Annotated in this window: 23 protein-coding genes and 1 pseudogene; 10 read left to right on the top strand and 14 right to left on the bottom strand. The window is 62.6% G+C overall.

Translation table 11 applies throughout. The features are described from left to right. Positions 1-127: 127 nt before the first annotated feature. A complete protein-coding gene (locus HS968_RS14125) occupies positions 128-424 on the bottom strand; it encodes a hypothetical protein (protein WP_119691450.1) in 297 nt (98 codons plus the stop codon). 173 nt (positions 425-597) lie between these two features. On the opposite strand from HS968_RS14125, the gene HS968_RS14120 reads away from it, so the two are divergent. The 7 genes from HS968_RS14120 (at position 598) to HS968_RS14090 (ending at position 10,654) form a co-directional block, all read left to right on the top strand. Then, positions 598-1,065, top strand: a complete 468-nt coding sequence (locus HS968_RS14120) for a PaaI family thioesterase (protein WP_119691449.1) — start codon at positions 598-600, stop codon at positions 1,063-1,065. Continuing rightward, positions 1,062-1,508: a PaaI family thioesterase gene (locus tag HS968_RS14115; RefSeq protein ID WP_182366560.1), complete on the top strand. Its 447-nt coding sequence runs from the start codon at positions 1,062-1,064 to the stop codon at positions 1,506-1,508. Before HS968_RS14120 ends, HS968_RS14115 begins: the two co-directional genes overlap by 4 nt. A 72-nt stretch (positions 1,509-1,580) precedes the next feature. Next, the gene (locus tag HS968_RS14110; RefSeq protein ID WP_182366558.1) at positions 1,581-2,819 is read left to right on the top strand and encodes an MFS transporter; all 1,239 of its coding nucleotides are present in this window, start codon (positions 1,581-1,583) and stop codon (positions 2,817-2,819) included. Between the two features lie 223 nt (positions 2,820-3,042). After that, entirely contained in the window at positions 3,043-4,941 is a 1,899-nt protein-coding gene (gene htpG / locus HS968_RS14105) for a molecular chaperone HtpG (protein ID WP_182366556.1), read from the top strand. Between the two features lie 135 nt (positions 4,942-5,076). Beyond that, complete coding sequence (locus HS968_RS14100) at positions 5,077-8,769, top strand: PAS domain S-box protein (protein WP_182366554.1); 3,693 nt, start codon at positions 5,077-5,079, stop codon at positions 8,767-8,769. Continuing rightward, positions 8,766-9,770: an HD-GYP domain-containing protein gene (locus HS968_RS14095; RefSeq protein ID WP_119691445.1), complete on the top strand. Its 1,005-nt coding sequence runs from the start codon at positions 8,766-8,768 to the stop codon at positions 9,768-9,770. Before HS968_RS14100 ends, HS968_RS14095 begins: the two co-directional genes overlap by 4 nt. A gap of 95 nt (positions 9,771-9,865) precedes the next feature. Beyond that, complete coding sequence (locus HS968_RS14090) at positions 9,866-10,654, top strand: dienelactone hydrolase family protein (protein WP_119691444.1); 789 nt, start codon at positions 9,866-9,868, stop codon at positions 10,652-10,654. 62 nt (positions 10,655-10,716) lie between these two features. Here HS968_RS14090 and HS968_RS14085 read toward each other — a convergent pair whose 3' ends face one another. The 8 genes and pseudogenes from HS968_RS14085 to HS968_RS26750 all read right to left on the bottom strand — a co-directional run. Continuing rightward, positions 10,717-11,496 (bottom strand): DUF4394 domain-containing protein, encoded by a 780-nt coding sequence (locus HS968_RS14085; protein ID WP_125879309.1) that lies wholly within the window; start codon positions 11,494-11,496, stop codon positions 10,717-10,719. A gap of 183 nt (positions 11,497-11,679) precedes the next feature. Then, positions 11,680-12,393, bottom strand: coding sequence for an anti-sigma factor (locus HS968_RS14080; protein ID WP_182366551.1), 714 nt, complete (start codon positions 12,391-12,393; stop codon positions 11,680-11,682). Next, positions 12,390-12,938 carry a sigma-70 family RNA polymerase sigma factor gene (locus HS968_RS14075; protein ID WP_182366546.1) on the bottom strand — a complete coding sequence of 183 codons (549 nt, stop codon included), beginning with the start codon at positions 12,936-12,938 and terminating at the stop codon, positions 12,390-12,392. Before HS968_RS14075 ends, HS968_RS14080 begins: the two co-directional genes overlap by 4 nt. Positions 12,939-13,060: 122 nt before the next feature. Beyond that, complete coding sequence (locus HS968_RS14070; protein ID WP_182366543.1) at positions 13,061-13,873, bottom strand: XAC2610-related protein; 813 nt, start codon at positions 13,871-13,873, stop codon at positions 13,061-13,063. A 59-nt stretch (positions 13,874-13,932) separates the two neighbouring features. Continuing rightward, on the bottom strand, positions 13,933-14,793 hold the full coding sequence (locus tag HS968_RS14065) for a pirin family protein (protein ID WP_119691439.1): 861 nt from the start codon (positions 14,791-14,793) through the stop codon (positions 13,933-13,935). Beyond that, complete coding sequence (locus HS968_RS14060; RefSeq protein ID WP_179624835.1) at positions 14,790-15,191, bottom strand: OsmC family protein; 402 nt, start codon at positions 15,189-15,191, stop codon at positions 14,790-14,792. Before HS968_RS14060 ends, HS968_RS14065 begins: the two co-directional genes overlap by 4 nt. 105 nt (positions 15,192-15,296) lie before the next feature. Further along, positions 15,297-15,449 (bottom strand): PDC sensor domain-containing protein, encoded by a 153-nt coding sequence (locus HS968_RS26755; RefSeq protein WP_371919656.1) that lies wholly within the window; start codon positions 15,447-15,449, stop codon positions 15,297-15,299. A 411-nt stretch (positions 15,450-15,860) separates the two neighbouring features. After that, positions 15,861-16,202 (bottom strand): annotated as a pseudogene (locus tag HS968_RS26750) (methyl-accepting chemotaxis protein); the annotation flags it as partial. A 739-nt stretch (positions 16,203-16,941) separates the two neighbouring features. On the opposite strand from HS968_RS26750, the gene HS968_RS14050 reads away from it, so the two are divergent. Next, complete coding sequence (locus HS968_RS14050) at positions 16,942-17,952, top strand: amidohydrolase family protein (RefSeq protein ID WP_119691436.1); 1,011 nt, start codon at positions 16,942-16,944, stop codon at positions 17,950-17,952. A gap of 66 nt (positions 17,953-18,018) precedes the next feature. Then, positions 18,019-18,483, top strand: a complete 465-nt coding sequence (locus tag HS968_RS14045; RefSeq protein ID WP_182366537.1) for a DUF3859 domain-containing protein — start codon at positions 18,019-18,021, stop codon at positions 18,481-18,483. Here the strand turns inward: HS968_RS14045 and HS968_RS14040 are convergent, their stop codons facing one another. The 5 genes from HS968_RS14040 to HS968_RS14020 all read right to left on the bottom strand — a co-directional run bounded on the left by HS968_RS14040 (position 18,484) and on the right by HS968_RS14020 (position 22,285). Then, on the bottom strand, positions 18,484-18,870 hold the full coding sequence (locus HS968_RS14040; protein WP_182366535.1) for a diacylglycerol kinase: 387 nt from the start codon (positions 18,868-18,870) through the stop codon (positions 18,484-18,486). After that, positions 18,867-19,571: a lipopolysaccharide kinase InaA family protein gene (locus tag HS968_RS14035; RefSeq protein WP_182366532.1), complete on the bottom strand. Its 705-nt coding sequence runs from the start codon at positions 19,569-19,571 to the stop codon at positions 18,867-18,869. Before HS968_RS14035 ends, HS968_RS14040 begins: the two co-directional genes overlap by 4 nt. A gap of 1 nt (position 19,572) precedes the next feature. Continuing rightward, a complete protein-coding gene (locus tag HS968_RS14030; RefSeq protein ID WP_119691432.1) occupies positions 19,573-20,262 on the bottom strand; it encodes a class I SAM-dependent methyltransferase in 690 nt (229 codons plus the stop codon). A gap of 81 nt (positions 20,263-20,343) precedes the next feature. Beyond that, positions 20,344-21,612, bottom strand: coding sequence for a sensor histidine kinase (locus HS968_RS14025; protein WP_182366529.1), 1,269 nt, complete (start codon positions 21,610-21,612; stop codon positions 20,344-20,346). Further along, a complete protein-coding gene (locus HS968_RS14020) occupies positions 21,602-22,285 on the bottom strand; it encodes a response regulator transcription factor (protein WP_179624840.1) in 684 nt (227 codons plus the stop codon). The genes HS968_RS14025 and HS968_RS14020 overlap by 11 nt, the downstream gene beginning before the upstream one ends. A 103-nt stretch (positions 22,286-22,388) precedes the next feature. On the opposite strand from HS968_RS14020, the gene HS968_RS14015 reads away from it, so the two are divergent. Beyond that, positions 22,389-24,347 (top strand): LTA synthase family protein, encoded by a 1,959-nt coding sequence (locus tag HS968_RS14015; protein ID WP_182366526.1) that lies wholly within the window; start codon positions 22,389-22,391, stop codon positions 24,345-24,347. The last annotated feature ends 1 nt before the right edge of the window (position 24,348 follow it).

The raw sequence follows: 24,348 nt of genomic DNA, 5'->3' as shown, positions 1-24,348 counted from the left end.
CGCGCCGCCTGATCGAGCATCAGGCAGCGCACGGACTTATCTGCCTTCAAAAAGAAAACCCTCGGAGATCGCTCTCCGAGGGTTTTTTGTTTACTGGCCTATGCAGTGGCTGGCACTGCCGGCTTGCTTACTGGCCGTCAACCTTGTCTTTGGCTTCTTCGCCTGCGTTTTCGATGGCGTCAGCGGCGTCACTAGCAGCATCTTCGATCTTTTCGCCGGTGGTAGGCTCGGTGCCCATCACTTCGTCGGTTTTCTGTTCGATGGCATCGCCGGTTTCTTTGGCGGCATCGCCCAGGTTGTCCATGGCTTCGGAGACTGACTCCTTGGCCGACTCCATCTTGTCTTCCGGGGTTTTCTCGCAAGCGGCGAGACCCAGGGCAGTGGCAAGCAGCAGGGCATAAGTCAGAGGTTTGTTCACGGTCATCACTCCATGTGTGAGAGTTTTTAGGTGCCAGGGCAGACCCCATGCGCACAATCCTTCGAACATGGCCCCTGTGTTTTAGTTCCCTGAGCGGCCTGTCGCCGCTAGCCCAGCGCGTGTGAGCGCTGGCGCAAGGCGTTATGATGCGCACCTTTTTCACGTGGTGCAGATGTGCGATGAGCGATCAGTCGATTCAGGAGCGGGCGCAGCGGTTTCTTGCCGCCCTGCGTCATTGTCAGGTGCTGGGCATGAGCGTGGAGGCGGCCGACAACAAGGGCCTGACGCTGCGCTTGCCTTATGCGGCGCATATCGTCGGCAATCCAGATACCGGCGTCATCCATGGCGGTGCGATCACTACGCTGATGGACACCACCTGCGGGATTTCCACGGTCTGCGTGCTGCCAGAGTTCGAGATCTGCCCGACCCTCGACCTGCGTATCGACTACATGCACCCAGCCGAACCCGGCAAGGACGTATTCGGCTTCGCCGAGTGCTATCGGGTTACGCCCAACGTCATCTTTACCCGCGGCTATGCCTACCAGGACGATCCCGAGCAGCCCATCGCCCACGTGGTCGGCGCCTTCATGCGCATGGGCAAGGCCGTCAAGGGCAAGGGTGAGCTGACCCAAGGCGGTGCGGCATGAGCGATCTGAACCTGGAGCAACTGGTGGCGCGTGCGCACCAGCAGAACGACTACGACCCGCTGATCAACCTGATTCCCTACGCCAAGCTGCTCGGCATCGAGTGCCTGCGCCTGGGCGATGACATGGTCTTTCGTCTGCCGGCCAATCGCGACTGCATCGGCAATCCGGTATTGCCGGCGCTGCATGGCGGGGTGATCGCCGGCTTCATGGAGCATGCCGCCATGCTGCATCTGTTGATGTTCATGGGCATTCCACATTTGCCCAAAATCATCGACTTCTCGATAGATTACCTGCGCGCCGGCCATTATCGTGACACCTATGCGCAGTGCCAGGTCTGGCGCCAGGGGCGGCGGGTGGCCAACGTGGCGATCACCGCCTGGCAAACCACCCAGACCGAGCCGACTGCCACCGCCCGCGCTCATTTCAAGGTCGATGAACCCTGAGCCACTCATGAGGCTTGCCCGGTACCCGGAGCAGGCTGGCAGCGCAGCGAAATGACCACAAGGAATCTGTAGATGGATGCGTTGCTGATAATTGGTGGCCTGTTGCTGATGCTGGCCGGCCTGGTCTGGTTGGTGACGCGGGCATTCGCCACCAGCCTGCTGTGGGGCTGGGGTAGCCTGCTGCCGCCGATCACGCTGATCTACATCATTCGCCACTGGGTGCGTGCGCGCAGTGCCGTGATGCTGATTGGCCTCGGGGTGATTCCCCTGGTGGTCGGTTTGACCCTGCTGGCCAGCAAGGACGCCGAGCGCCTGGCGGCGATCATTCGCCTCGACTGGCTCAAGCCAGACATACAGGAGCCGGCCGAGCTGGCCATCGAGCTTGCCGGTGAGCTCAATGGTCAGCCTTTCCGGCCGCAGCAGGGGGAGTTGATCGACGGTGTGCTTACCCTGCGTGAAGGTCTGGATTTCTTCGCCCTGCGTGAACTGAGCATTCGTCTGCCGCAGCCGGTGGAAGGTCGTGTGCGTGTGGATGTCTTGCCACAGGACAGCGGCAATCTGCCGGAGGTGGAACTGAGCTGGTTGCTGCCGGAGCAGGATCTGCCCGAGGCGCGGCGCCTGAGCCGTGGTTACACCCTGCATCTTGACTTGCAGCCGCAGGAGCCGAATCGGCTGGCCGGTGACTTCCACCTGGTGCTGCCGCCGCGCTTCAAGACCAGCCTGAGTGGTCGGGTAGAGCTATATCGTGATCGGCTGCGTTATACCGATGGCCAGATCGACGTGCGCTTCGATTCTCGCGACACCATCGCCCATGTGCTGCAGGACTATCTGCAACGGCGTTTTGCCACGCGCAACGTGAGCGAGCTGAAGCTGCCGCCGTTCACTTTCGAGGGTGACACGCTGGAGGTGCAGGTCGAGGCGCAGATCGACCGGCGCAGCGAACGCCTGCCAATTCGCCTGCACAAGCGCGCCGGGCAGGGCTGGGCCGTGGACGGCGATCGCTTTCCGGCACTCCCTGCCGTGACGGCAACGCAATCGAGTGAGGCTGCTCCTGCGGAAGAGCGCCTGAGCCGTCCGGTCGACCGGCGCCAGCGTTTCAGCCTGGCCCGTTTGCAACGTAACCCTGAGCAGTATCGCAACCTCAGCATGCGCCTGAGCCGCGCCAGCGGCGGCACGGTGGAGGGGCGTTTTGCCGGTCTCGACGCAGACGGCAGCATTCGCCTCTCTCAGCAAATGGGAAGTGGCGGTGGCCAGGCCAGTTTCAGTTTCAAACCGGAGGAGATTGGTCGTCTGGAGTTGCTGGAACCCTAGTGTTACCCCACAGATCAGGCTGTTCGTAGGGGGTGCCGTGCGCACCAGGCAAGCACCGCGGTCTTCGCGGTGCGCGCAGCGCACCCTACTTCAAAGCACCCGACCGCATGCTGACATGAGATCCGTGTCGTGATGCCAGGCCCTTGAAATCCATTAGGTTGCCCCCATCTGCAGGTCATCGCCGCCGTAGCGGTTCCTGTCCTACAGATGGAGTTAGAAGACCATGAGTGTGGAAACTCAAAAAGAAACCCTGGGCTTCCAGACCGAGGTGAAGCAACTGCTTCACCTGATGATCCATTCCCTCTACTCGAACAAGGAAATCTTCCTGCGCGAGTTGATCTCCAACGCTTCCGATGCTGCTGACAAGCTGCGTTTCGAGGCGCTGGCCAAGCCCGAACTGCTAGAAGGTGGCGATCCGCTGAAGATCCGTCTGTCCTTCGACAAGGAGGCCAAGACCGTCACCCTCGAAGACAACGGTATCGGCATGAGCCGCGAGGAGGTCATCGCACACCTGGGCACCATCGCCAAATCCGGCACTTCCGACTTCCTGAAGAATCTCTCCGGCGACCAGAAGAAGGACTCGCACCTGATCGGTCAGTTCGGTGTCGGTTTCTATTCTGCGTTCATCGTCGCCGATCAGGTCGAGGTGTTCAGCCGCCGTGCCGGCAGCCCGGCCAGCGAAGGCGTGTATTGGGCGTCGAAAGGCGAGGGTGAGTTCGAGGTCGCCACCATCGACAAGGCCGAGCGCGGCACGCGCATCGTCCTGCACCTGAAGAGCGGCGAAGAAGAGTTCGCTGACGGCTGGCGCCTGCGCAACATCGTCAAGAAGTACTCGGATCACATCGCGCTGCCCATCGAGCTGCCCAAGGAACATCACGGCGAAGACGCCCCTGCAGAAGTCGAGTGGGAAACCGTCAACCGTGCCAGCGCCCTGTGGACGCGTCCGCGTACCGAGATCAAGGACGAGGAGTATCAGGAGTTCTACAAGCACGTCGGCCATGACTTCGAGAACCCGCTGAGCTGGAGCCACAACAAGGTCGAAGGCAAGCTGGAATACACCTCGCTGCTGTATGTGCCGGGCCGTGCGCCATTTGATCTGTACCACCGCGAAGCGCCGAAGGGTCTCAAGCTCTACGTGCAGCGCGTGTTCATCATGGATCAGGCCGATCAGTTCCTGCCGCTGTACCTGCGCTTCATCAAGGGTGTGATCGACTCCAACGACCTGTCGCTGAACGTCTCCCGCGAAATCCTGCAGTCCGGCCCGGTCATCGATTCGATGAAGTCGGCGCTGACCAAGCGCGTGCTGGACATGCTGGAGAAGCTGGCCAAGGACAAGCCGGACGACTACAAGACCTTCTGGAAAGCCTTCGGTCAGGTGCTCAAGGAAGGCCCGGCGGAAGACTTCGCCAACAAGGAGAAGATCGCCGGCCTGCTGCGTTTCGCCTCCACCAACGGCGAAGGCGAGGAGCAATCGGTTTCGCTGGCCGACTACCTGGGCCGCGTCAAGGAAGGTCAGGACAAGATCTACTTCCTCACTGGCGAAAGCTACGCACAGATCAAGAACAGCCCGCACCTGGAAGTCTTCCGCAAGAAAGGCATCGAAGTGCTGCTGCTTACCGATCGCATCGACGAGTGGCTGATGAGCTACCTGACCGAGTTCGACGGCAAGCAGTTCGTCGACGTGGCCCGTGGTGACCTGAACCTGGGTGAGCTGGACTCGGAAGAGGACAAGAAGGCTCAGGAAGAGGTGGCCAAGGCCAAGGAAGGGCTGATCGAGCGCCTCAAAGGGGCGCTGGGCGAGCAGGTTGCCGAGGTGCGCGTGTCTCATCGTCTGACCGACTCGCCGGCGATTCTTGCCATCGGCGAGCAGGATCTCGGTCTGCAGATGCGCCAGATCCTCGAAGCCAGCGGGCAGAAAGTGCCGGATGCCAAGCCGATCTTCGAGTTCAACCCAGCGCACCCGCTGATCGAGCGCCTGGATGCCGAGCCGGACGAGGATCGTTTCACCGACCTGTCGCACATCCTGTTCGATCAGGCCGCTTTGGCTGCTGGCGACAGCCTGAAAGACCCTGCCGCTTACGTGCAGCGTCTGAACAAATTGCTGGTAGAACTTTCTGCCTGAGTGGTCAGTTATTAGAAAAGCCCGCTTCGGCGGGCTTTTCTATGGGTGTTATTGATCTGCTCTAATTGACAAGCGTGACCCCGTCGTTTCAGATGCTGGCAATTGGCTGGCTTTCTGCCGGTACCCTGGGGTTGTATGTCGATTCTCGAGCTGTTCTTCATCATGGGCGCGGATCCTAGTGTTCTCGTGCTCAGCCACTACGATCCAGAGCTGGTGTTGTTGTCGCTGGCCATTGCCGTATTCGCCGCCGGCATGGCGTTGCAACTGGCTGGTGAGGCCCGCAACAGTTCCCACCCCGTCGCTCGGCAAATCACCATCTTTACCGGCTCGCTCGCGCTCGGCGGTGGCATCTGGGCCATGCACTTTCTCGGTATGCTCGCTTTCGAGTTGTGCGCGGCGGTGCGTTTCGACCTGGGTATCACGCTGCTGTCCATGCTGCCGAGCTTGGCAGCCTCCTGGGTCGCCCTGAACCTGTTGGCGCGACGTGATCTGAGCCTGCTGCAGCTTTGCGTCGGCGGTGTGCTGGTTGGCGCCGGCATTGGTGCCATGCACTACAGCGGCATGGCGGCGATGCAAATGGCGCCGCTGCTGCGTTATGACCCCTGGATGTTCGCCCTGTCGATTGTCGTGGCCGTCGCCCTGGCTATCGTCGCGCTGTGGGTACGCTTCGGTCTGGAGGGGCGCCTGCCGACGCTTTGGGCCTTGTTGATCAGTGCGCTGGTGATGGGCCTGGCAATCAGCGGTATGCACTACACCGGCATGGCAGCGGCACGCTTCGTCGGTACGCCGGAATCTGAGACGCCGATGGCGGTGGTCGACAGTGGCTATATTGCCGTCGCCATCACCCTGCTGACTGTGGCGCTTACGGTATTCGTGGTGGCGGTCAACACGTTGCTGCGCTATCGCCGCATGAGTCATCAGCTAAAGGCCAGCGAGCAGCACCTGCGTTCGATCTTCGATACCGCGCTGGATGCCATCGTCACCGTCGACCATGCCGGCACCATACGTTCGGCCAACCGTGCGGTCGCGCGTCTGTTCGGCTGGGAACCCGAGGATCTGGTGGGCATGCACATGCGCTCGCTGATGCCGGCGCGTTACGTCGGCCAGGTGGAGCAGCTCCTGTCCGACTACCTCAGAACCGGACGGCTGACCATACCGGGCGGTGAGCAGGAACTGGTCTGTCTTACCAGAAGTGGTGAGGAGAAACCCGTCCGCATCAGTGTCGGCATCACTCATGCCGGCAGCCGCCCACTATTCGTGGTGTTCGTCGCCGACATCAGCGAAAGGCAGCGCATGGAAAAGGCGCTGCGCAACAGCGAACAGCAATACCGCTCGCTGATCAGCAACATTCCGGGAGTGTCGTTCCGCTGCCTGCTGGATCGTGATTGGACCATGCTGTTCGTCAGTGACGCCGTGCAGACCCTGACGGGCTGGAGTGCCGACGATTTCATCAGCAAGCGTTGTTCTATAGCCGATCTCTACCACCCGGATGACTATCAACCCACTGCCGATCAGGTGATCGCGGCCATCGAGCAGGGGCGCAACTATACGGTCGAGTACCGCCTGTTCGACCGTGAGGGCAAGGAGCACTGGATCTGGGAAAGCGGTAGCGCGGTGTGCGATGAACAAGGCGTGCCGCGCTGGATCGACGGCGTTCTGCTCGATCAGACCGAAACCAAGCGACGCAACGCCGAATATGAAGGCAAGGTGACGGCGATCAGCAAGGCCATGGCGCTGATCGAATTCGACCTCGATGGCAACATTCTGGACATCAACGACAATGCCCTGGCGTTGTTCGGCTATGAGCGCGACGAAGTGATTGGCCATCACCACGGGATGTTCTGCTACCCGGATCAGATCGCCAGCGATACCTACCGTCAGGGGTGGGTCGACCTGCGTGCCGGCCAGTTCCGTGCGGGCGAATATCGCCGCAAGGGCAAGGATGGGCGTGAGGTCTGGATTCAGGCCACTTATAACCCGATCCTCGACACCGACGGCAAGCCGTTCAAGGTGGTCAAGCTGGCCACCGACCTGACGCCACGACGTCTGATGGAGCAGGAGCTGCGTGCCGCCCGTGACCGTGCCGAGGCCGCTGCTGCTGCGCGCAGCAGCTTCCTGGCCAACATGAGCCACGAAATCCGTACGCCGATGAACGCCATCATCGGCTTCACCGACTTGCTGCTGGAAACCTCGCTGTCGGTTGATCAGCGTCGCCACCTGAGTACGGTTCAGCATTCGTCACGCTCGCTGTTGGGGCTGCTCAACGACATCCTCGACACGGCCAAGCTCGACCGCGGCGCCATCGAGCTGGAACAGCTGGATTTCTCCCTGCGCGAACTGTGCGAGCAGGTCATCGCCAGTCAGCGCCTGGCCGCCGAAAGCAAAGGCCTGCAACTGCACCTGGATTACCCGGCAACCGTTACCGACTTCTTCTGTGGCGACCCGCTGCGCTTGCAGCAGGTGCTGACCAATCTGCTCGGTAATGCGGTCAAGTTCACCCTACGTGGCGAGGTTCGCCTGAGGGTGACGGGCGAGCCGGGGGCAATGCGCTTGGCGGTGAAGGACACCGGTATTGGTATCGCCGCCGATCGATTGGAGAAGATCTTCGAGCCCTTCGCCCAGGCTGACGCCTCGATGAGTCGACGCTTTGGCGGTACCGGTCTCGGCACCACCATCGCGCGGCAACTGGTCGAGTTGATGGGCGGTCGTTTACGGGTGGAAAGCACCGAGGGGCAAGGCAGCTGTTTCAGCGTCGAGCTACCGCTGCGTGCCGGTAAGCGCCTGGCCTCGCAACAGCGCGCGGTGCTGCCGGAGCTGGGGTCGTTGAGCATCCTGGCCGCTGATGACGTGCCGCAGAATCTCGAACTGCTGCAGTTGAGCCTGGAGCATTTCGGCCATCGTGTGCGCTGCGTCGCCGACGGTGAAAGTGCGTTGCAGGCTTTCACCGAGGAGCGTTTCGACCTGATTCTGATGGATGTACAGATGCCAGGTGTCGATGGCCTGGAAGCCTCGCGGCGGATTCGTCAGTTGGAGGCCCATGAGGCGCGGGAGCCAACGCCGATCATTGCCTTGACCGCCAGCGTGCTCGACCAGGATCGTCAGGCAGCGCTGGATTCGGGGATGAACGCCTTCGCCTCGAAACCGCTGGATCTCAATGCGCTGCTTTGGGAAATCGCGCGCCTGCTTGGCTTGACCGATGTACCCAGTGCGGTGGTCAGTGCCACCCGCTTTGCCGAGGATGGTTTGTTCGACTGGGTGCGTGGCAGCAACCTGTGGGGTGGGCCGTTGCGCATGGCGCAGGCGATCGCTGCCTTCGTTGATGAACAGCAGACCCTGGTGGCGCGCCTGAGCCAACTGCTGGAGGCGCGCGACTGGAGTGAGGGCAGAGCCCAGGCGCACCGTTTGTATGGCGCCGCTGGCAACCTGGCTCTGACACACCTGACCACACTGGCGCAGGCGCTCGAGCAGGCCTTCGAGGCGCAGGACGAGAATGTACTGCGTGCCTTGTTCGTGGAACTGGAGCAGGCCTTTCAAACCGTCAAGGACGTCGTGCCGCAGGTTCCTCAGGCGTCGTCTACGACAGATTCCACGCCCGTCGATCCAGGCACGTTGCGTGAACTGGTGGGCCAACTGCGGCATGCGCTGGAACGCGGCAGCCTGGACGATGAGGCTCTGGCTGCCATGGAGCACGCGGTGCGAGGCAGCGTCTACAATGCTGCCTTGAACGATATTCGCCAGGTACTGGATGACTTCGATTTCGATCAGGCGCTGACGATGCTCGATCAACTGTTACGGCAACTGCAAGACGAGGAAGCGACTCCATCATGATCACTGCTGCCGACACTCGTCCGCTGCTGTTGCTGGTCGATGACGAACCCACCAACCTGCAAGTGCTGCGGCATATCCTGCAGGAGGACTATCGCCTGTTGTTCGCCAAGGAGGGGCCGCGTGCCCTGGAAATGGCCGAACGCGAGCTGCCGGATCTGATCCTGCTCGATGTGATGATGCCGGGCATGACCGGCTATGAGGTATGCGAGCAGCTCAAGGCCAATCCGCTGTTGAAGGCGATTCCGGTGATCTTCGTTACTGCCCTTGGTGATGTCGACGACGAGGCGCGTGGCTTTGATGTCGGCGCGGTGGACTACATAACCAAGCCGGTCAGCCCACCCATCGTGCGTGCAAGGGTGCGTACCCATCTGTCCCTGGTCGGGGTCGAGGAGCTCAGGCAGACCCGCCTGCAGATCGTCCAGCGTCTGGGCATGGCGGCCGAGTACAAGGACAACGAGACCGGCCTGCATGTCATCCGTATGAGCCATTTCTCCAAGGTGTTGGCGTTGGCCGCCGGCTTCAGTGAGAACGCCGCCGAGGAGTTGCTCAACGCGGCGCCCATGCATGACGTCGGCAAGATCGGTATTCCTGACGCCGTGCTGCGCAAGCCGGGCAAGCTAGATGAGGCGGAGTGGCAGGTGATGCGTCAGCACGTGGAGATTGGTGCGCGGATCATCGGTGAGCACAGCTCCGGATTGCTGCGCATGGCGCAGCGAATCGCGCTGTCACACCATGAGAAGTGGGATGGTAGCGGCTACCCCAATGGTCTGAAGGGCGAGGAGATTCCCCTTGAGGGCCGTATCGTCGCCATTGCCGATGTGTTCGACGCGCTGACCAGTGTACGACCTTACAAACAGGCCTGGTCCGTGGAAGCGGCGGTCGATTTCCTGCGTGAGCAGAGTGGGCGTCATTTCGATCCGAGCCTGGTCGAACTGTTCATCGCCTGTCTGCCGGAAATTCTGCAGATCAAGGAACGCTGGGCCGAGCAGCCCGCTGCTTGAAATGTCCTGTGCAAATCCGCTGCGTCGCGGATTTGGCCATTGCCGCCGACGCGGCTATTGTTAGGGGCCTACCATTGCCAAGGGCAGGCCTCACCATGCAGAAGAAGACACTGGTTCCCCTGTTGTGCGCGGCATTCGCCGGTCTTGCCGATGCGGCTGTCGTGACCAAGACGGTTGCGTACGAAATCGATGGCGAAGCGTTCGAAGGCGTGCTGGTCTATGACGATTCGGTGACCACGGCACGTCCCGGTCTCCTGGCTGTACCCAGCTGGATGGGCGTCAACCAGGACACCGTCGCCAAGGCCGCGCGTGCGGCGGGGGACAAGTACGTGGTATTCGTCGCCGATATGTACGGCAAGTCCATCCGTCCCAGTAATGCCGAAGAGGCCGGTGCCGCGGCAGGTGCAGTGCGAGCTGACCGCGCGCTGATGCGCAAGCGTGCCCAGGCTGCGGTCGAGGTGCTCAAGGCGCAAAGCAGCGAAGTGGCGCTGGATGTCAGCAAGCTGGGCGCCATTGGCTTCTGCTTCGGCGGTGGCACGGTGCTGGAACTGGCCCGCTCGGGGGCGCCGCTGAAAGGCTTCGTTTCCTTCCATGGCAACCTGGACACGCCCAACCCAGCGGATGCCAAGAACATCAAGGCACCGATCCTGGTGCTGCATGGCGCGGACGACCCAGCCGTGCCGCAGGAGCAGGTCGACGGTTTCATCGCTGAAATGAAAGCGGCCAAGACCGACTGGCAACTGGTGAGCTACGGCGGTGCGGTGCACTCGTTCACCAATCCCAAGGCCAATGTACCGGGACGCAACGAGTACCACCCGGTAGTTGCTGCACGGGCTTTCAAGGCGATGAACGATTTGTTCGACGAGGTATTCGCCGAGCAGTGATGCCAGGTTTTATCGAGCGCTGAACGAAAGGCTGCGCCCATTGGGCGCAGCCTTTTTTCATCTTACTTCGCGGGCAGCACGGCGATATCGATGATGCCGTCCGGCAGGTCGGCGACGTCACCCAGGGTGGTGGGCTTGCCGCTGGTCAGATCCAACTGGTGCAGGGTCTTGCCGGTCAGCACGTAGGCGGTATTGCCTCCCTTGCCGTCGCTGGCGATATCCATGGCAGCTGCCTTGAGGCCATCGGCTACCTTGCCGACTTCCTGCTGCACGCCATCGTTTGGCGGGTTCTGCAGCATCAGGCTGCCGCTGGCCAGATCGATGTTGTACAGCGCCGTACTCTGCGTGCCGGCGTAGGCGTTGGTGTAGGCGCCGGCGACTACCTTGGGTTGCTTGCCGGCATAGGGGCCATCGGCGGCATAGGCGAGCTTGCCGTCGACGGCCACTTCGCCGGTGTCGACATTCACCCGCAGGCTGGTGCCGTCCGGGCCGAGCAGACGCAGGCGATCGGCCACCGGGTTGAAATCGACCACGGCCTGGCCACTGCCGGACAACGCGGTCTGCAGCTTGCTGCCGGCAGTCGCTTTACCGCTGGCTGGATCCAGAGTGTAGAGCTGATCGGTGCCGCTCAGGGCATAGAGCTGGCCGCTGGCCGGACGCACATCCAGGCCGCGCAGGTCGCTGGCGCCACTGACGGCCATGCTGGCGGTGACCTTGAGGCTGGCGACATCGACCTTGAACAGCTTGCCATCGGCGCCCAGGGCGAGCAGTTCGGTGGCGCTGGCGGCACCTGCGCTCAGAGTCAGCAGGCTGGCGGTGCAGAGGGTAGTGATGCGTTTCATGGTTGTTCCTCATAAAGGTTTCAGCATCGAGACGAAGCCGGCTGGCCGGCTTCGCAGGTGCCTCGACGAAACACCTGTGAGCTATACCCGTGAGGAACTGGCTTGGATGTCGGTGGATGAAAATATTTTTTCGGCAGGGGCAGGCTGTTTGAAAGGTCGCCGGCCGTGTGGCCGGCAACCTGTTCAGTTGGCGCTGGCCAGAACGGCACGGCCGATATACAGCACTGGACCGCTGGGACGGTTGTAGGGCGAACCACCGGCTGGCTCGAGCGTCAGCTCGAACAACTGGCCGGCTTGCACCGCGCCGATTTGCTCAGCTGGCAGGCGCAGCGGTTGGCCCGCTTCGACCAGACCCAGCGAGCGTGGGCCGTCGGCTGGATCGATCAGCGTCCAGAACTGCAAGGCGCGACCTTCAGGCACCTGATCGGCGACCAGCGGGTCGAGCGAGAGCGTGCCATCGCTGCTGACCTGGATGACCCAACCCGGTTTGGCGGCTTCACCCGGTTCCTGCAGCACCACGGTGTAGCGTTCGCCGGTGATATCCGGGCTGCGCAGCATCGGCATCAGCACGGCGACCAGCAGTGCAAGGGCCAGTGCGGCGGTGCTCAGGCGCCAGGTCAGCAGGCTGTTCCACCAGTTGGCCAGCGCGCTGGTGCGGGGTTCATCGTGCAGGCCCAGGCTCTGCCGAATACGCATCCAGAGCGCCGGGGAGGGGGCTTGTGCCGGCAACTGGTCACTCAGGTCGAGAAAGTGCCGCTCCCATTCCAGGGCCATGCGGGCGGCATTTTCATCGTCTTCGAGCAGTTGGCGAACCTCGGCGGCTTCGTGCTCGTCGAGCAGGCCGAGCAGGTATTCGCCAATCAGGGCGCGACGTTCTTCGGGATCGTGCGGAATCATGCTTGCAGACACTCCTGCAGCGCGCGCAGGCCGGCGCGGATACGGCCTTTGATGGTGCCCAGCGGTGTGCTCAGGCGACTGGCAATCTGCTCGTGGGTCAGGCCACGGTAGAAGGCCAGCAGAATCGGGTGACGGCGCGGCTTTTCCAGGCGCTGCAGGCAGTTGCGCAGCAGGCGCTGCTCGGCTTGCTCCAGCGCCTTGGCTTCAGCCTGTGGGCTGTCGTCCAGCACGCGCTCGAAGAACTCATCGTCCACCTCGGCATGCCGGCCGCCACTGCGCAGGGCATTGAGCACGCGGTAGCGCAGGATGCTATGCACCCAGGCGCGACCGCTACCCAGCTCGCGTCGAAAGCGTGCGGCGTGTTGCCAGATACGCACGAATGCATCGTGCAGGCAGTCCTCGGCAATATCGCGCCGCCCCAGCATGCTGATGGCCAGGCCGAGCAATTGCCCGGCTTCTTGCCGATAGAGCGCCTGGAAGGCTCGTTCGTCGCCGCGTGCGCAGGCTTCCAGGGTACTTTCGTAGTCGAACTCGCGATCTGCCATGGGTCATCCGTTGGCCTGAGAAATCCGCATGCAGCTTATACCCGGCAAGCGAAGCTCTGGATCACGCAGACGTAACAAAAAATCGGCGACAGGTATTTGCCTGTAGCCGGGGCCGCGATTGTTCAGGGTTGACCGAGTTCATATGCCTCGGCGAGCGAGACCCAGCGCTCGAGTGCGCCTTTGCGTGAGAGGTAACGAATTTGCAGCCAGTCACCCTGCTGATCCAGTACCTCGCAGACATCACCCTCTATCAGGTAGGCCTTGCTGCGACTGGACTCGTCCGGACGTTGGTATAGGTACAGGCGTGCGTTGGGTACCGTCCAGGTTTGCGGCTGATCATCGTCGTCGAGCGCGCGGCTGGCGACGATTTGGCCTTGCCGGTCGAATGTTTTCTCGAAGATGGCAAAGAACACGGGCGCGTCGGGATCGTAGTCGTAGCGCACCTGCAGTGTCTTGTACCGCCAGGGTGTTCCGGCCCCATCGAAACGGTAGGCGTCGTAGAACCAGCGCGGTCCGCTGCGGCAATGGCTGTACAGGGCGCGTTCGTCCTTGTTGGGCTGCAGCTCCGACAACTCCGAGCAGTTGGCGTTCTCCAGCAACTCGGCTGGCATGTGCAGGCGCTCGAAGCGTTGCAGAGCCGGGCGATAGAGATAGAGGTGATAGGCGGAATTGACCATTCCGACTGGTACGCGGATGGCCAGATCGAGGTGGCCATCGAAATCGTAGTCACCGACCTCGAAGCTCGGTGCCTCTGCATCGTTGCCCTCGGGAATGCTCAGCTCGATCCGACTACCGTCTGGTTGCCGCAGGAAGTAGAGCTCACCCTGCCGTTGCACCTGGGCGTACAGTCCTGGTTCCGGTTCGAGACTGGGTAGCTCAGCGAGGGCGCAGGCGGGCAAGCAGAGCAGGGCGGCGAGAGAGCGAGGCAGGAGCAAGATGACAGTCCTTTGCGACGTTGACAGGCGCCGTCTGGCGCCTGGATTTCATGAGCGCTTCAGCGCGGCAGTTCGATGCGCGTGGTTTCGCCTGGTACTTGTGGCCAGTCGCCCGCGGCCCAGCGCTGGCGTGCCTGGTCGATCAGTTCCGCGGTGGTGGCGACGAAGTTCCAGTTGATCCGCCGCGGGCCGATGGGCTCACCGCCGATCAGGGCCAGGTGGCATTCACCGCAGGCGCTGAGCACGGGTGTTTCACCTTCTGGAATGACAGCCATGGTGTGCTTGGGTAGGGGCTCGCCATCGAGCTCCGCTTCGCCATCGATCAGGTACAGCGCGCGCTCGCTGTATTCGGCCGGGATCAACAGGCTGGCACCGGCGGCCAGGCGCAGCTGCGCATACAGGGTCGGCGAACGAACCGGCACCGGGGATTCGAGGCAGAAACCGCTGCCTGCGATCAGGGTGATCTGTACGCCCATGGCGTCGCTGCGTGGCAGCGACGCAGCCGGATGGTGGCTGTAGGCCGGCTCGCACTGCTCGTCGGCCTCCGGCAGTGCCAACCAGACCTGCAAGCCGTGGGCTCGCTTGTTCTGTCCGACCTGTTCGGCCGGCGTACGCTCGACATGGGCGACCGCGCGCCCAGCAGTCATCCAGCTGACGTCACCCGGGCTGACCAGTTGATCCGAGCCCAGGCTGTCCTTGTGTTGCAGCTGGCCTTCGAACAGGTAGGTGAGGGTGGACAGGCCGATATGCGGATGCTGGGCGATGTTCATGCCGCTGCCAGCCGGGTAGGCCTTCTCCAGCATGTGATCGAAGAACACGAAGGGCCCAATGCTACGAAAGCGTGCCGAGGGTAGGGGGCGCAGGATGGGCTGGCCGGCGATGTCCTCGGCGCGCGGACGAATCAATTGCAGTTCGCTCATGCCGAGGCTCCAGCCAGACGGGTCTCGATCTGAATATCGGTGGTGGTCATCAGCTTGTGAATCGGGCATTTGTCGGCGATGCGCAGCAGTTGCTGGCGCTGTGCATCGTCCAGCGGGCCTCGGAGCGACAGCTCGATGATCAGGTGGTAATTGCCGTCGCGCTCTTCGCTGTCGTCACGCTCGACGCTGACGTCGATGCCTTCCAGCGGCAGGCCGCGCTGACGTGCATAGAGCAACAGGGTCATGGCCTTGCAGGTACCGATCGAGGCGTCGAACAGGTCGTGAGGATCGGGGCCGGCTCCGTCGCCACCCAACTCGGGCGAGACATCGCCAACGAGCTGGTGCGAGCCGATTTCGATCTGCTGCTGCAGACCCTTGCTGTTATGAATACGGATCATGACGCTTCCTTGTAGGCGTGACGGCAATGCCCGCCAGCCTAGGGGCTGTTGAGGTTTCGGCGCAAGCGGCGAAACGCCAACAGACCCACACCCAGGAAGGCCCGATCACACCAGTGCCGACAACCTCACGTCGGCACCGAGAACCCGCAGCAGACGCCCTTGGCCGTCGACGATAGGCACCGACACGGTGAAGCAGAAATCATCGGTTGCCGAGGATCGGTAGACCTGGGTGATATGGCCCTCCATCTGCTCGGCCACGGCGCGGAACCAGGGACGCTGGCTCCAGTCGCGGCCACGACAGCTGGCCTCGTCACTGTGCGTGACATCGGCGGCGAAGATGTTCTCGGAAACCTGCACGCCGCGGCTGTCGACCAGGTAGAACAGCTCGAAACGGCTGTCGCGCGCCAGCGTATCGGCAAGCAGTCGTTCGGCCGTTGTCACGTCGCTGGCCAGCTCGGGGCGAGTGGCCAGTTGCTCGACGCTGGCGCGTACGGCAGCGTGGATCTCCAGGCGGAAGTCGCCGAGTCCGGCGAGCAGGCGATCACCGTCTTCGCGCACGGCCTTGCTGTGGTGCAGCACCTGGCCGGCCTTGCCGAGCAGTTCGCCGGCGACCTGGGCGATGTTCTGCACATCACCATTGATCGAGCGCACCGCCTGGCCGATCTGCTCGGTGCCAGCGGCAATCTGGCCGACCTGGCCATCCAGACGATCCATGGCCTGGCGCGTGCTGTTCAGCCCGTCACTGACGGCAATGATGCCGGTGCGGCCGTCGGCCACGGCCTGGTTCATGTGCTGACCGGCATCGCCAAGCTGCTGCATGCCCTCGCGAAAACGCTCGATGATGCCGCTGACTTGGCCGGTGGCATCGGTGGTGTGGCCGGCCAGACGCCGTACTTCTTCGGCGACCACGGCAAAGCCGCGACCGTGTTCGCCGGCGCGGGCCGCTTCGATGGCGGCGTTCAACGCCAGCAGATTGGTCTGTTGGGAGATACTGGCGATCACGCCGATGACCTTGCTCACTTCATCGAGCTGTCCGGCGAGTTGCTGGATCACCTGAGCCAATTGCGCCTCGCTGGCATCGATCACTTCGACCTGGCGCAGCACGGCCTGGCCGCTTTCCTGGCATTGGCGCAAGGTGGCGGAGACTTCGGCGGACAGGCGTGCGACTTCGCCAGCGCCCGGCACCAGCTCGGCGTCCAGCGTGGTGGTGACCTGCTCGCTGGCGCTGGCGATCAACTCCGAGGATTGCGCCAGCGTTTCTCCGCTCTGCTGGTTGTCTGCGGCGATACGCGCCAGTTGCGGCGCATGAGAGGCGATGCCGACGGCGGCGCCGAGGCTGGCGCGAATACGTTGCTGGAGGCCGGCGCTGAAATCATTCAGGCGCACCATCCACTGGTAGTCCTCCGGGAGGCGAGTCGTGAGGTCGTGCTGTTGGAACAATGCGTCCAAGGCGGCCTCATCCTGAGCCTTGCGGGTTGGCTTGCGCAGCAACTGCAACATGGTGATTCCCCTGTCTGGTCTGCCTCGGACGTTGCAAGCGAGGTGCCATCATTGCCAGGCGTTTCCCGGGTGATCCTGGGCTGTTAGTCAGCTATCGATGTGCTGGTTTGGTGCATGCGTGGCCTGTGCGCGCCATATGAGGGCGTGACGCTGGCGGGAGCGGATGACCGCTCGTCGAACTTGCGCAGCGGGTCGGCGGTCTATGCTGCTCGTACCGTCAGGAGGACTCGCCTTGCCCAGATCTCGAACGATGCCATGGATACTTGCGCTCAGCGCCGTGATCGCGTGCAGCGCCCAGGCCCGCGAATACCGCTACAGCGATGCTCACCTGCACTATGTCGACTTTTTCCAGGAAAGCGCCGGCATGGATGAGTTGCTGGAGAAAATGGCGGAAAACAACGTCGATCATGTGATGTTCTCCGGTATTCCGGTGGCCAAGAAGTGGGACGAGGACGAGCCCAAGCGCCCGCGTTACTACGCCGGTGACGACGCCAATGCCTACTGGTACAGCGCCACCGACGTGTTCATCGCCGATGCCTACAAGCGCCTGCCTGCCGAGCAACGCAAACGTTTCCATCCGTTTCTGTCCGGCTTCAACCCCAACGACAAGAATGCTGACGCGCATATCCGCCGTATGCTGGAACTCGACCCCGGCCTGTGGCAGGGCATCGGCGAGGTCTTCACCCGGCATGATGATCTCACCGCGCTGATTCACGGCAGTGCGCCGCGGGCCAACAACGAGGCGCTGGCGCGAGTATTCCACCTGGCCGCCGAGTATGACCTGCCGGTGATGCTGCATTCGAACATCACCTCCAAGCGCGAGCGTGAACCGCTGTTCCTAGAGGAAATCGAGGCGCCGCTGCGCAACCACCCGCATGTGCGCTTCATCTGGGCGCATGCCGGCACCAGTGCCGAAATTCACCGTCATCAGGAGAAGCTCGACTTTCTGCTGGACACGGTCGAGCGCATGCTCGGCCAGTACCCGAATCTTTACATCGACCTGTCCTGGACCATGCTGCGCCCCTATCTGCTGGACGCGGACGGTAAGCCTGATCCGAAATGGGTGCATCTGGTCAGCAGTTACCCGGAGCGTTTCATGCTCGGCTCGGACGTGGTCGGGCGCTTCGGTAGCCTGGGGGATTACATGAAGGGCTTCGACCCGTTCCTCGATGCCTTGCCCGAAGACGTGGCGCACAAGGTGGCGCGCGACAACTTCCTCTCCGTGCTGCCGCGCCGGGTGCAGGCCGAGCTGGATCGCTAGCGCGGTTGTCATCAGGCTGTCACTCGGGCGTCATAGGCTCGCGCTCATCTCAACGAGGAGCGCACCATGCATTACACCCGAGTGGCCATGATGGCCGGTCTATTCGCCTGGGCAGGTCTGAGCCAGGCTGACGTCCGTGTCGACGGGCCGGTGGAATACGGCATCTTCCGCAGCCAGTATCAGGATTTTCAGCCCGGCGAGCGGGTACTGACCCGCAGCAATCAGGACATCGTGCGCACCGAGCAGATTCCCGCCAAGCTCGGCACCAAGTTCGGCATGCGTTACAGCCTGGCCGGCAAGCGTGAGGGTGATATTCCACTGACGTTGTTGTACCTCACGCCAGGCGTTGTGACGCCGGATGGTCAGCGTCATGACAAGTTCGAAGTGCAGCAGAAGCTGGTGGTCGGTGCACCGCAGGACGTGATGGCCTTCGAATTCACCGAGCATCACGAAGTGGTGCCCGGTGAATGGCATTTCATCGTCTATCAGGGTGATCGCAAGCTGGCCGAACAGCGTTTCATGGTGCGCTGATCAGAGCAGGATGATTGCCCAGGTCAGGGTGATCATCAGCAGCGCGACCATCTGCGCCGCGCTGCCCATGTCCTTGGCCTGTTTGGACAGCGGGTGCAGGTTCAGCGAGATACGGTCGACCACCGCCTCGATGGCGGAATTGAGCAATTCCACCACCAGCGCCAATAGCGGCACCAGCATCAGCAGCGCGCGCTCGGCGCGGCCGACATCGACCAGGCAGGCCAGCGGCAGCAGCACCAGGTTCAACCACAGCAACTGACGGAACGCGGCTTCACCCTGGTAGGCCGCGCGTAGCCCGGCCAGCGAATAACCGGTGGCGTCGAGGATGCGCGCCAGGCCTCGGCGGCCCTTGAAGGACAGGGCGTCCAGATCGGGGCTGTCGTTCATGATTGCAGCCCACCCCATGGATCGTTCAGTGCACGCTGGTAAGCCTGGCGCAGGTAGAGCATGTCAGCTTCGGGCATGCTGCCGCCGTGGCGTTGCAACTGGCCGAGATCACGCCGCGAAGCGCTGGCAATACGCCAATGCCGGCGGCTTTTCTCCAGATCCAGCAGGGCAATGTCCACATCACCGTCGCTACGCACTTTGACGAACAGATGCTTGGCGTAACAGCAGCCATGCTGCCATCCCCCCAGGTGCAGTCGCGCCAGGGTGACGGCCAGGCGTTGCAGCATGGCCTGGTTGAGCTTCGCTGCATGCGCCTCTTCGTACCACTGCTCCAGACTGACGAAACCTGGCAGGGCTTCGGTGACCAGCAGTGCTTGCCACTGTCCGCTTTGCTTGCGCGCTGCGCAGTAGACGATGTTCGGTGTACGAATGCCGAGACGGGCGAGGGCACGGTAGGCCTGCAGCTCGCGCAGGATGGTCGGTCGCCCCAACGGGTGACGCAGCGAGCGGTAGAGATGCCCGTTCTGGCGTTTGCAGTAGAGCAGGGGGCGATTACTGTCCCAGTGCTGCAGACGGCTGACCCCGCTTTCGCCACCGCGCCGCTGGTTGGCTGGCTCGACCGCTTCACCCTGGCTATGCCACCAGCGGTCGAATTCGGTCGAAGGCAGTGCGGCCAGTGCCTGTTCGCTAAGAATTCCCATGTCAGGCCACCTTGCGCAGGACGTAGGTGCGCCACATGGCATAACCGGGCAGGAAGTCCAGATGGCCGAGAATGACGAAGCCGGCCCGACGGAATTCCTCTTCCACCGTCGAGCGGGCGACGACGAAGCGGTTCTGGTTTTCCGCGGCGCGGCCCTGAGCCGTCCTACGGGCTTCCAGACGGCGGCGTTTCCAGGCTTTGTAGTTGCCGTCGACCCAGAGCGAGACGATCACCGTATCGCGGCTGACGCGATGAAACTCGCGAAGGATGGCCAGGCGGTGTTCGGCCGATTCGATGTGATGCAGCAGGCGGATACAGAAGATGCAGTCCACCGCATTGGCGCCCAGGTCGATATCGAAGGCCGAGGTACGGAAGCTGTTGATCCGCGCCACCACTTCAGGCGTTTGCGCCGCGCGGGCGGTGGCGATCATGTCGGCCGAGTTGTCGGCGGCGAAGATCACCCGGTTCGGCTGCTCGCAGAGCATCGGCCAGAAACGCCCGGCGCCGCAGGGCAGGTCGAGCACCAGATTCGGCTCATCAGCCATTTGCAGTGCACGGCGCGCTACTTGTACGTCGCGCCAGTGCGACAGGCGCCGGGCCAGGCCATCCTGGTGCTTGTGCAGGTATTGCTGCGAATGCTCGAAATCGTACTTGCGGGAAAAGTCCAGTTCGATGGGGCTAGGCTTGGGCATGACGAACGTCCCTTGATGGATACGTTCGTCAGCCTAAAGAGCAGGGCATCAAGGCCGCGTCAAAGGGGTGTGAAAATTTCGTCAAGCGCCAGTGTTCAGGCTGACCCGGAAGCGGGTAAGGCCGGGCTCGCTCTGCAAACTGACGCTCCAGCCCTGTTTGGCGCAAATGCGTTTGACCAGCGACAGCCCCAGCCCAAGCCCCTCGCCTCGGGCCTGCGAGCCACGCACGAACGGCTGGAAGATGCGCTCGTGCTGTTCGGCAGGAATGCCGGCGCCGCTGTCCTCGATACGAAACGCTCCCGCTTCGAGGATCAGGCGCACGCTGCCGTTCTCGGTGTAGTGCAGGGCGTTGCGCAACAGGTTGGCCATTACCGTACCGAGGAAAGTGGCGTTGTAGCGGCCGCTGTCCTGGCCTTCCTCGAGCAGTTGGAAGTCCAGGCCTTTCTCTGTCATCAGCCCCCCCCAGCGACTGGCTTGCTCATGGGCGACGGCGGCCAGGGTACGGTCGCCGACGAACACGGCTTCGTTGCTCTTGTCGCGCGCCAACTGCAGGAATGTCTGCACCAGTTCGCGCATTTCCTCGCTGGCGCGGGCGATGCGTGCCACCTGTTCCTTCTCGCGTGGGCCCAGGGGCGCCTCGGCAAGCAGCTCGCAGGAAGTGGCGATGACCATCAGCGGCGTACGCAGTTCGTGACTGACATCGCTGGTGAACAGACGCTCGCGTTCCAGTGACTGGCGCACCTGGCCCAGCGTGCTGTCGAAGGCAGCGGCCAACTGGCCGATCTCGTCGTCGGGGTAATCCGGTGCCAATGGCGGCGCCAGCGGATGCAACTGGTCGCGATGGCGCACCTGCTGAGCCAGGCGGCTGATCGGTGCCATGACCTTGCGCGCCATCATCAAGCCCAGGCCCCAGGCGGCGATCACCGTCAGCAGAAAGCCCGCCAGCACCACATTGAACAGCGCATTCTCGCGGGCTTCGAATTCCTGCTGCTCCTGCACCAGCAGGTAAGTCTCTCCATTGATCTTCTGTACGTAGACGTAATATGCCTCGTTGCCGCTGACGACCTCGTTGAACCCTTCCCGCAGGCCGTCGTATTCGGGCGGGATGGCATAGTCGGGATTATTCGACGAGAAGAAGCGGGTGCTGGAGTCCAGGCGCGGCGGGCGCCCCTGGCGGATGTCCTCGTTCAGCGTTTCACCGAGCTCGCGGTTCATCTCCTGGGAAACCAGATGTTCCTCGATGAAGTGCACCACGCCGACGATGCTCAGCGAGAACAGGCCGCTGACCACCGCCGTCATCAGCACAAAGGCGATCAGGATGCGCCGCTCGAAGGGCTGCTTAGACAGCATCGGGATTCTCCGCCAGGCGATAGCCGACGCCGTGGATGGTGTGCAGCAGTGGCGTCGGGAAGGGCTTGTCGAGCACCTGGCGTAGTTGATGAACATGGCTGCGCAGGCTGTCACTGTCCGGGCAATCGTCGCCCCACAGGGCCTCTTCCAGCGCTTCACGGCGTACCACCGCCGGGCTGCGCTGCATGAGGATGGCCAACAGCTTGAGGCCTAACGGGTTGAGCTTGAGCAACTGGCCGGCGCGACTGACGTGCAGGGTATCGAGGTCGTAGCTGAGATCGGCGACCTGCAGCTGGCGTTTGCGACTGCCGCGGCTACGGCGCAGGATCGCTTCGATGCGCGCCACCAGTTCGGAGAGGGCGAAAGGCTTGATCAGGTAGTCGTCGGCACCGGCATTGAGCCCCTGCAGGCGGTCATCCAGCGCATCGCGCGCGGTGAGCATGAGGATCGGCACCTCGCTGCGACCGTCCTCGCGCAGGCGCTTGCACACCTGATAGCCGTCGATGCCAGGCAACATGATGTCCAGCACGATCAGGTCGTAGTGGCCGCTGCTGGCCAGGTGCAGGCCGCTCAGGCCGTCCTGCGCGCAGTCGACGGAAAAGCCCTTGAGCTGCAGATAGTCGAGCACGTTGGCGAGGATGTCTCGGTTGTCTTCGATGACCAGAATGCGCATCGCGGGTTATTCCTGGGTTTGACGATTTTTTCACACGGCTTTGACGAGAGGCTCACAGCTCGCCTCGCAGACTGCGGCTCGTTCATCCTACAAGGATCATACGATGCCACGGCTCCATTACGCGCAACTTCGTTATCTGTCGATCATTCTGCTGGCCTGGCTGGCGGTTTTCTTCCTCACTCGTAGCGTGCTGCTGATCGCGCATCTGAGCGATGCCGGTGTCACCCTGTCGAACCTGCTGGGTCTGTATGGCGTCGGTCTGGTCTACGACCTGAGCTTCCTGGTCTACGCCGCCGCGCCGCTGGCGCTTTACCTGCTGTTGTGTCCTGCCTGGTTGTGGCAGCGCCGTTGGCATCAGCGTCTGTTGATCGCCCTGGCGGCCGTCAGCCTGTTCGCGATGTTCTTCACCGCGGTGGCCGAATGGCTGTTCTGGGACGAGTTCGGCGTGCGCTTCAACTTCATTGCCGTGGACTACCTCGTGTACTCCAAAGAGGTCGTCGACAACATTCTCGAGTCCTACCCGATCTATCCGCTGCTGGCGCTGTTGGCGGTCTTGGCCATCGGCTTGACCGTAGCACTGCGCCGGCCGCTGCGTGCGGCGTTGCAGGCGCCGCGTTTGCCACGGCTGCGTGCGGTCTATGCACTGGTCATGCTGGCATTGCTGGTCGGGCTGTGCAGCGGCCTGGTAGGGCAGGACGCGCCGCGTAGCCTGGGTGGCAATACCTACCAGCGTGAGCTGGCGAGCAATGGCCCGTACCAGTTCTTCGCTGCGTTTCGTAACAACGAGCTGGACTATCAGCAGTTCTACGCCACCTTGCCCGATGCTGCGGTAGCCGAGCAGTTGCGCGCCGAAGTGGCCGAGCCCAATGCGCGCTTCATCGGCAGTGACCCGCAGGACATCCGCCGGGTGATCAATAACCCCGGCAAGGCACGCAAGCTCAACGTGGTGCTGGTCACCATCGAGAGCCTGAGCGCCAAATACCTGGGCAGTTTTGGCGATACCCGTGGGTTGACCCCGAACCTGGACGAGTTGCGCAAGCACAGTCTGGTGTTCACCAACTTCTACGCCACGGGGACGCGCACCGACCGCGGTCTGGAGGCGCTGACCCTGTCGGTACCGCCGACTCCGGGGCGCTCCATCGTCAAGCGTATCGGCCGCGAGTCCGGCTATGCCAGCCTGGGCCAGCAGTTGGGCGCGCAGGGTTACGACAGCGTCTTCGTCTACGGCGGGCGCGGATACTTCGACAACATGAACGCATTCTTCGGCGGCAATGGTTATCGCATCGTCGATCAGAGCAGCGTCGATGAGTCCGAGATGAGCTTCCAGAATGCCTGGGGCATGGCCGACGAGGATCTCTACCATCAGGCGCTGAAGGTGGCTGATAGCGACCATGCGGCCGGCAAGCCGTTCTTCCTGCAACTGATGACCACCTCCAACCATCGGCCCTATACCTACCCGGACGGGCGTATCGACATCGCCTCCGGCGAGGGCCGTGAGGGTGCGGTGAAATACACCGACTACGCCATCGGCCAGTTCCTGGCGCAGGCGCGCAGCAAGCCCTGGTTCGACAACACGCTGTTCGTCTTCGTCGCCGACCACACTGCAGGCAGTGCCGGGCAGGAAGACCTGCCCGTGGCCAACTACCACATCCCGTTGTTCGTCTACTCGCCGAAACACATCAAGCCTGCCGAGTACGCCGACGTGGCCAGCCAGATCGACGTAGCGCCGACACTGCTTGGGGTGCTCAACCTGGATTACGTGTCCACCTTCTTCGGTCGCAACCTGCTACGCGCCGACCACGCTCCTGGGCGGGCACTGCTCGGCAACTACCAGCACCTGGGCCTGTTCGATGGGCAGAACCTGGCGATTCTCAGCCCGCGCCAGGGCATGCGTCGCCACGACGATGCTCTGGGCCTGAGCCATGAGTGGCGGGTGAATGATGCCGATCCGCTGTTGCGGCGCGACATCGTCTACTACCAGGGCGCGAGCCATGCCTTCGGCAAGCGGCTCATCGCCTGGCAACCCGAGAGCCAGCCGGGCCAGCAGCTCAGCCAGCGCTAAG

The sequence above is a fragment of the Pseudomonas berkeleyensis genome (genome assembly GCF_014109765.1).
GTDB classification, from domain to species: Bacteria; Pseudomonadota; Gammaproteobacteria; order Pseudomonadales; family Pseudomonadaceae; genus Aquipseudomonas; species Aquipseudomonas berkeleyensis.
The sequence above is the reverse complement of the archived record's forward strand: the minus strand, read 5'-3'. Positions and strand labels throughout refer to the sequence as shown.

Bases quoted from the DNA above. Each gene is read 5' to 3' on its own strand.
- HS968_RS14125 (WP_119691450.1), bottom strand. From the start codon at position 424: ATGACCGTGAACAAACCTCTGACTTATGCCCTGCTGCTTGCCACTGCC.
- HS968_RS14120 (WP_119691449.1), top strand. From the start codon at position 598: ATGAGCGATCAGTCGATTCAGGAGCGGGCGCAGCGGTTTCTTGCCGCC.
- HS968_RS14115 (WP_182366560.1), top strand. From the start codon at position 1,062: ATGAGCGATCTGAACCTGGAGCAACTGGTGGCGCGTGCGCACCAGCAG.
- HS968_RS14110 (WP_182366558.1), top strand. From the start codon at position 1,581: ATGGATGCGTTGCTGATAATTGGTGGCCTGTTGCTGATGCTGGCCGGC.
- htpG (WP_182366556.1), top strand. From the start codon at position 3,043: ATGAGTGTGGAAACTCAAAAAGAAACCCTGGGCTTCCAGACCGAGGTG.
- HS968_RS14100 (WP_182366554.1), top strand. From the start codon at position 5,077: ATGTCGATTCTCGAGCTGTTCTTCATCATGGGCGCGGATCCTAGTGTT.
- HS968_RS14095 (WP_119691445.1), top strand. From the start codon at position 8,766: ATGATCACTGCTGCCGACACTCGTCCGCTGCTGTTGCTGGTCGATGAC.
- HS968_RS14090 (WP_119691444.1), top strand. From the start codon at position 9,866: ATGCAGAAGAAGACACTGGTTCCCCTGTTGTGCGCGGCATTCGCCGGT.
- HS968_RS14085 (WP_125879309.1), bottom strand. From the start codon at position 11,496: ATGAAACGCATCACTACCCTCTGCACCGCCAGCCTGCTGACTCTGAGC.
- HS968_RS14080 (WP_182366551.1), bottom strand. From the start codon at position 12,393: ATGATTCCGCACGATCCCGAAGAACGTCGCGCCCTGATTGGCGAATAC.
- HS968_RS14075 (WP_182366546.1), bottom strand. From the start codon at position 12,938: ATGGCAGATCGCGAGTTCGACTACGAAAGTACCCTGGAAGCCTGCGCA.
- HS968_RS14065 (WP_119691439.1), bottom strand. From the start codon at position 14,793: ATGAGCGAACTGCAATTGATTCGTCCGCGCGCCGAGGACATCGCCGGC.
- HS968_RS14060 (WP_179624835.1), bottom strand. From the start codon at position 15,191: ATGATCCGTATTCATAACAGCAAGGGTCTGCAGCAGCAGATCGAAATC.
- HS968_RS14050 (WP_119691436.1), top strand. From the start codon at position 16,942: ATGCCATGGATACTTGCGCTCAGCGCCGTGATCGCGTGCAGCGCCCAG.
- HS968_RS14045 (WP_182366537.1), top strand. From the start codon at position 18,019: ATGCATTACACCCGAGTGGCCATGATGGCCGGTCTATTCGCCTGGGCA.
- HS968_RS14040 (WP_182366535.1), bottom strand. From the start codon at position 18,870: ATGAACGACAGCCCCGATCTGGACGCCCTGTCCTTCAAGGGCCGCCGA.
- HS968_RS14035 (WP_182366532.1), bottom strand. From the start codon at position 19,571: ATGGGAATTCTTAGCGAACAGGCACTGGCCGCACTGCCTTCGACCGAA.
- HS968_RS14030 (WP_119691432.1), bottom strand. From the start codon at position 20,262: ATGCCCAAGCCTAGCCCCATCGAACTGGACTTTTCCCGCAAGTACGAT.
- HS968_RS14025 (WP_182366529.1), bottom strand. From the start codon at position 21,612: ATGCTGTCTAAGCAGCCCTTCGAGCGGCGCATCCTGATCGCCTTTGTG.
- HS968_RS14020 (WP_179624840.1), bottom strand. From the start codon at position 22,285: ATGCGCATTCTGGTCATCGAAGACAACCGAGACATCCTCGCCAACGTG.
- HS968_RS14015 (WP_182366526.1), top strand. From the start codon at position 22,389: ATGCCACGGCTCCATTACGCGCAACTTCGTTATCTGTCGATCATTCTG.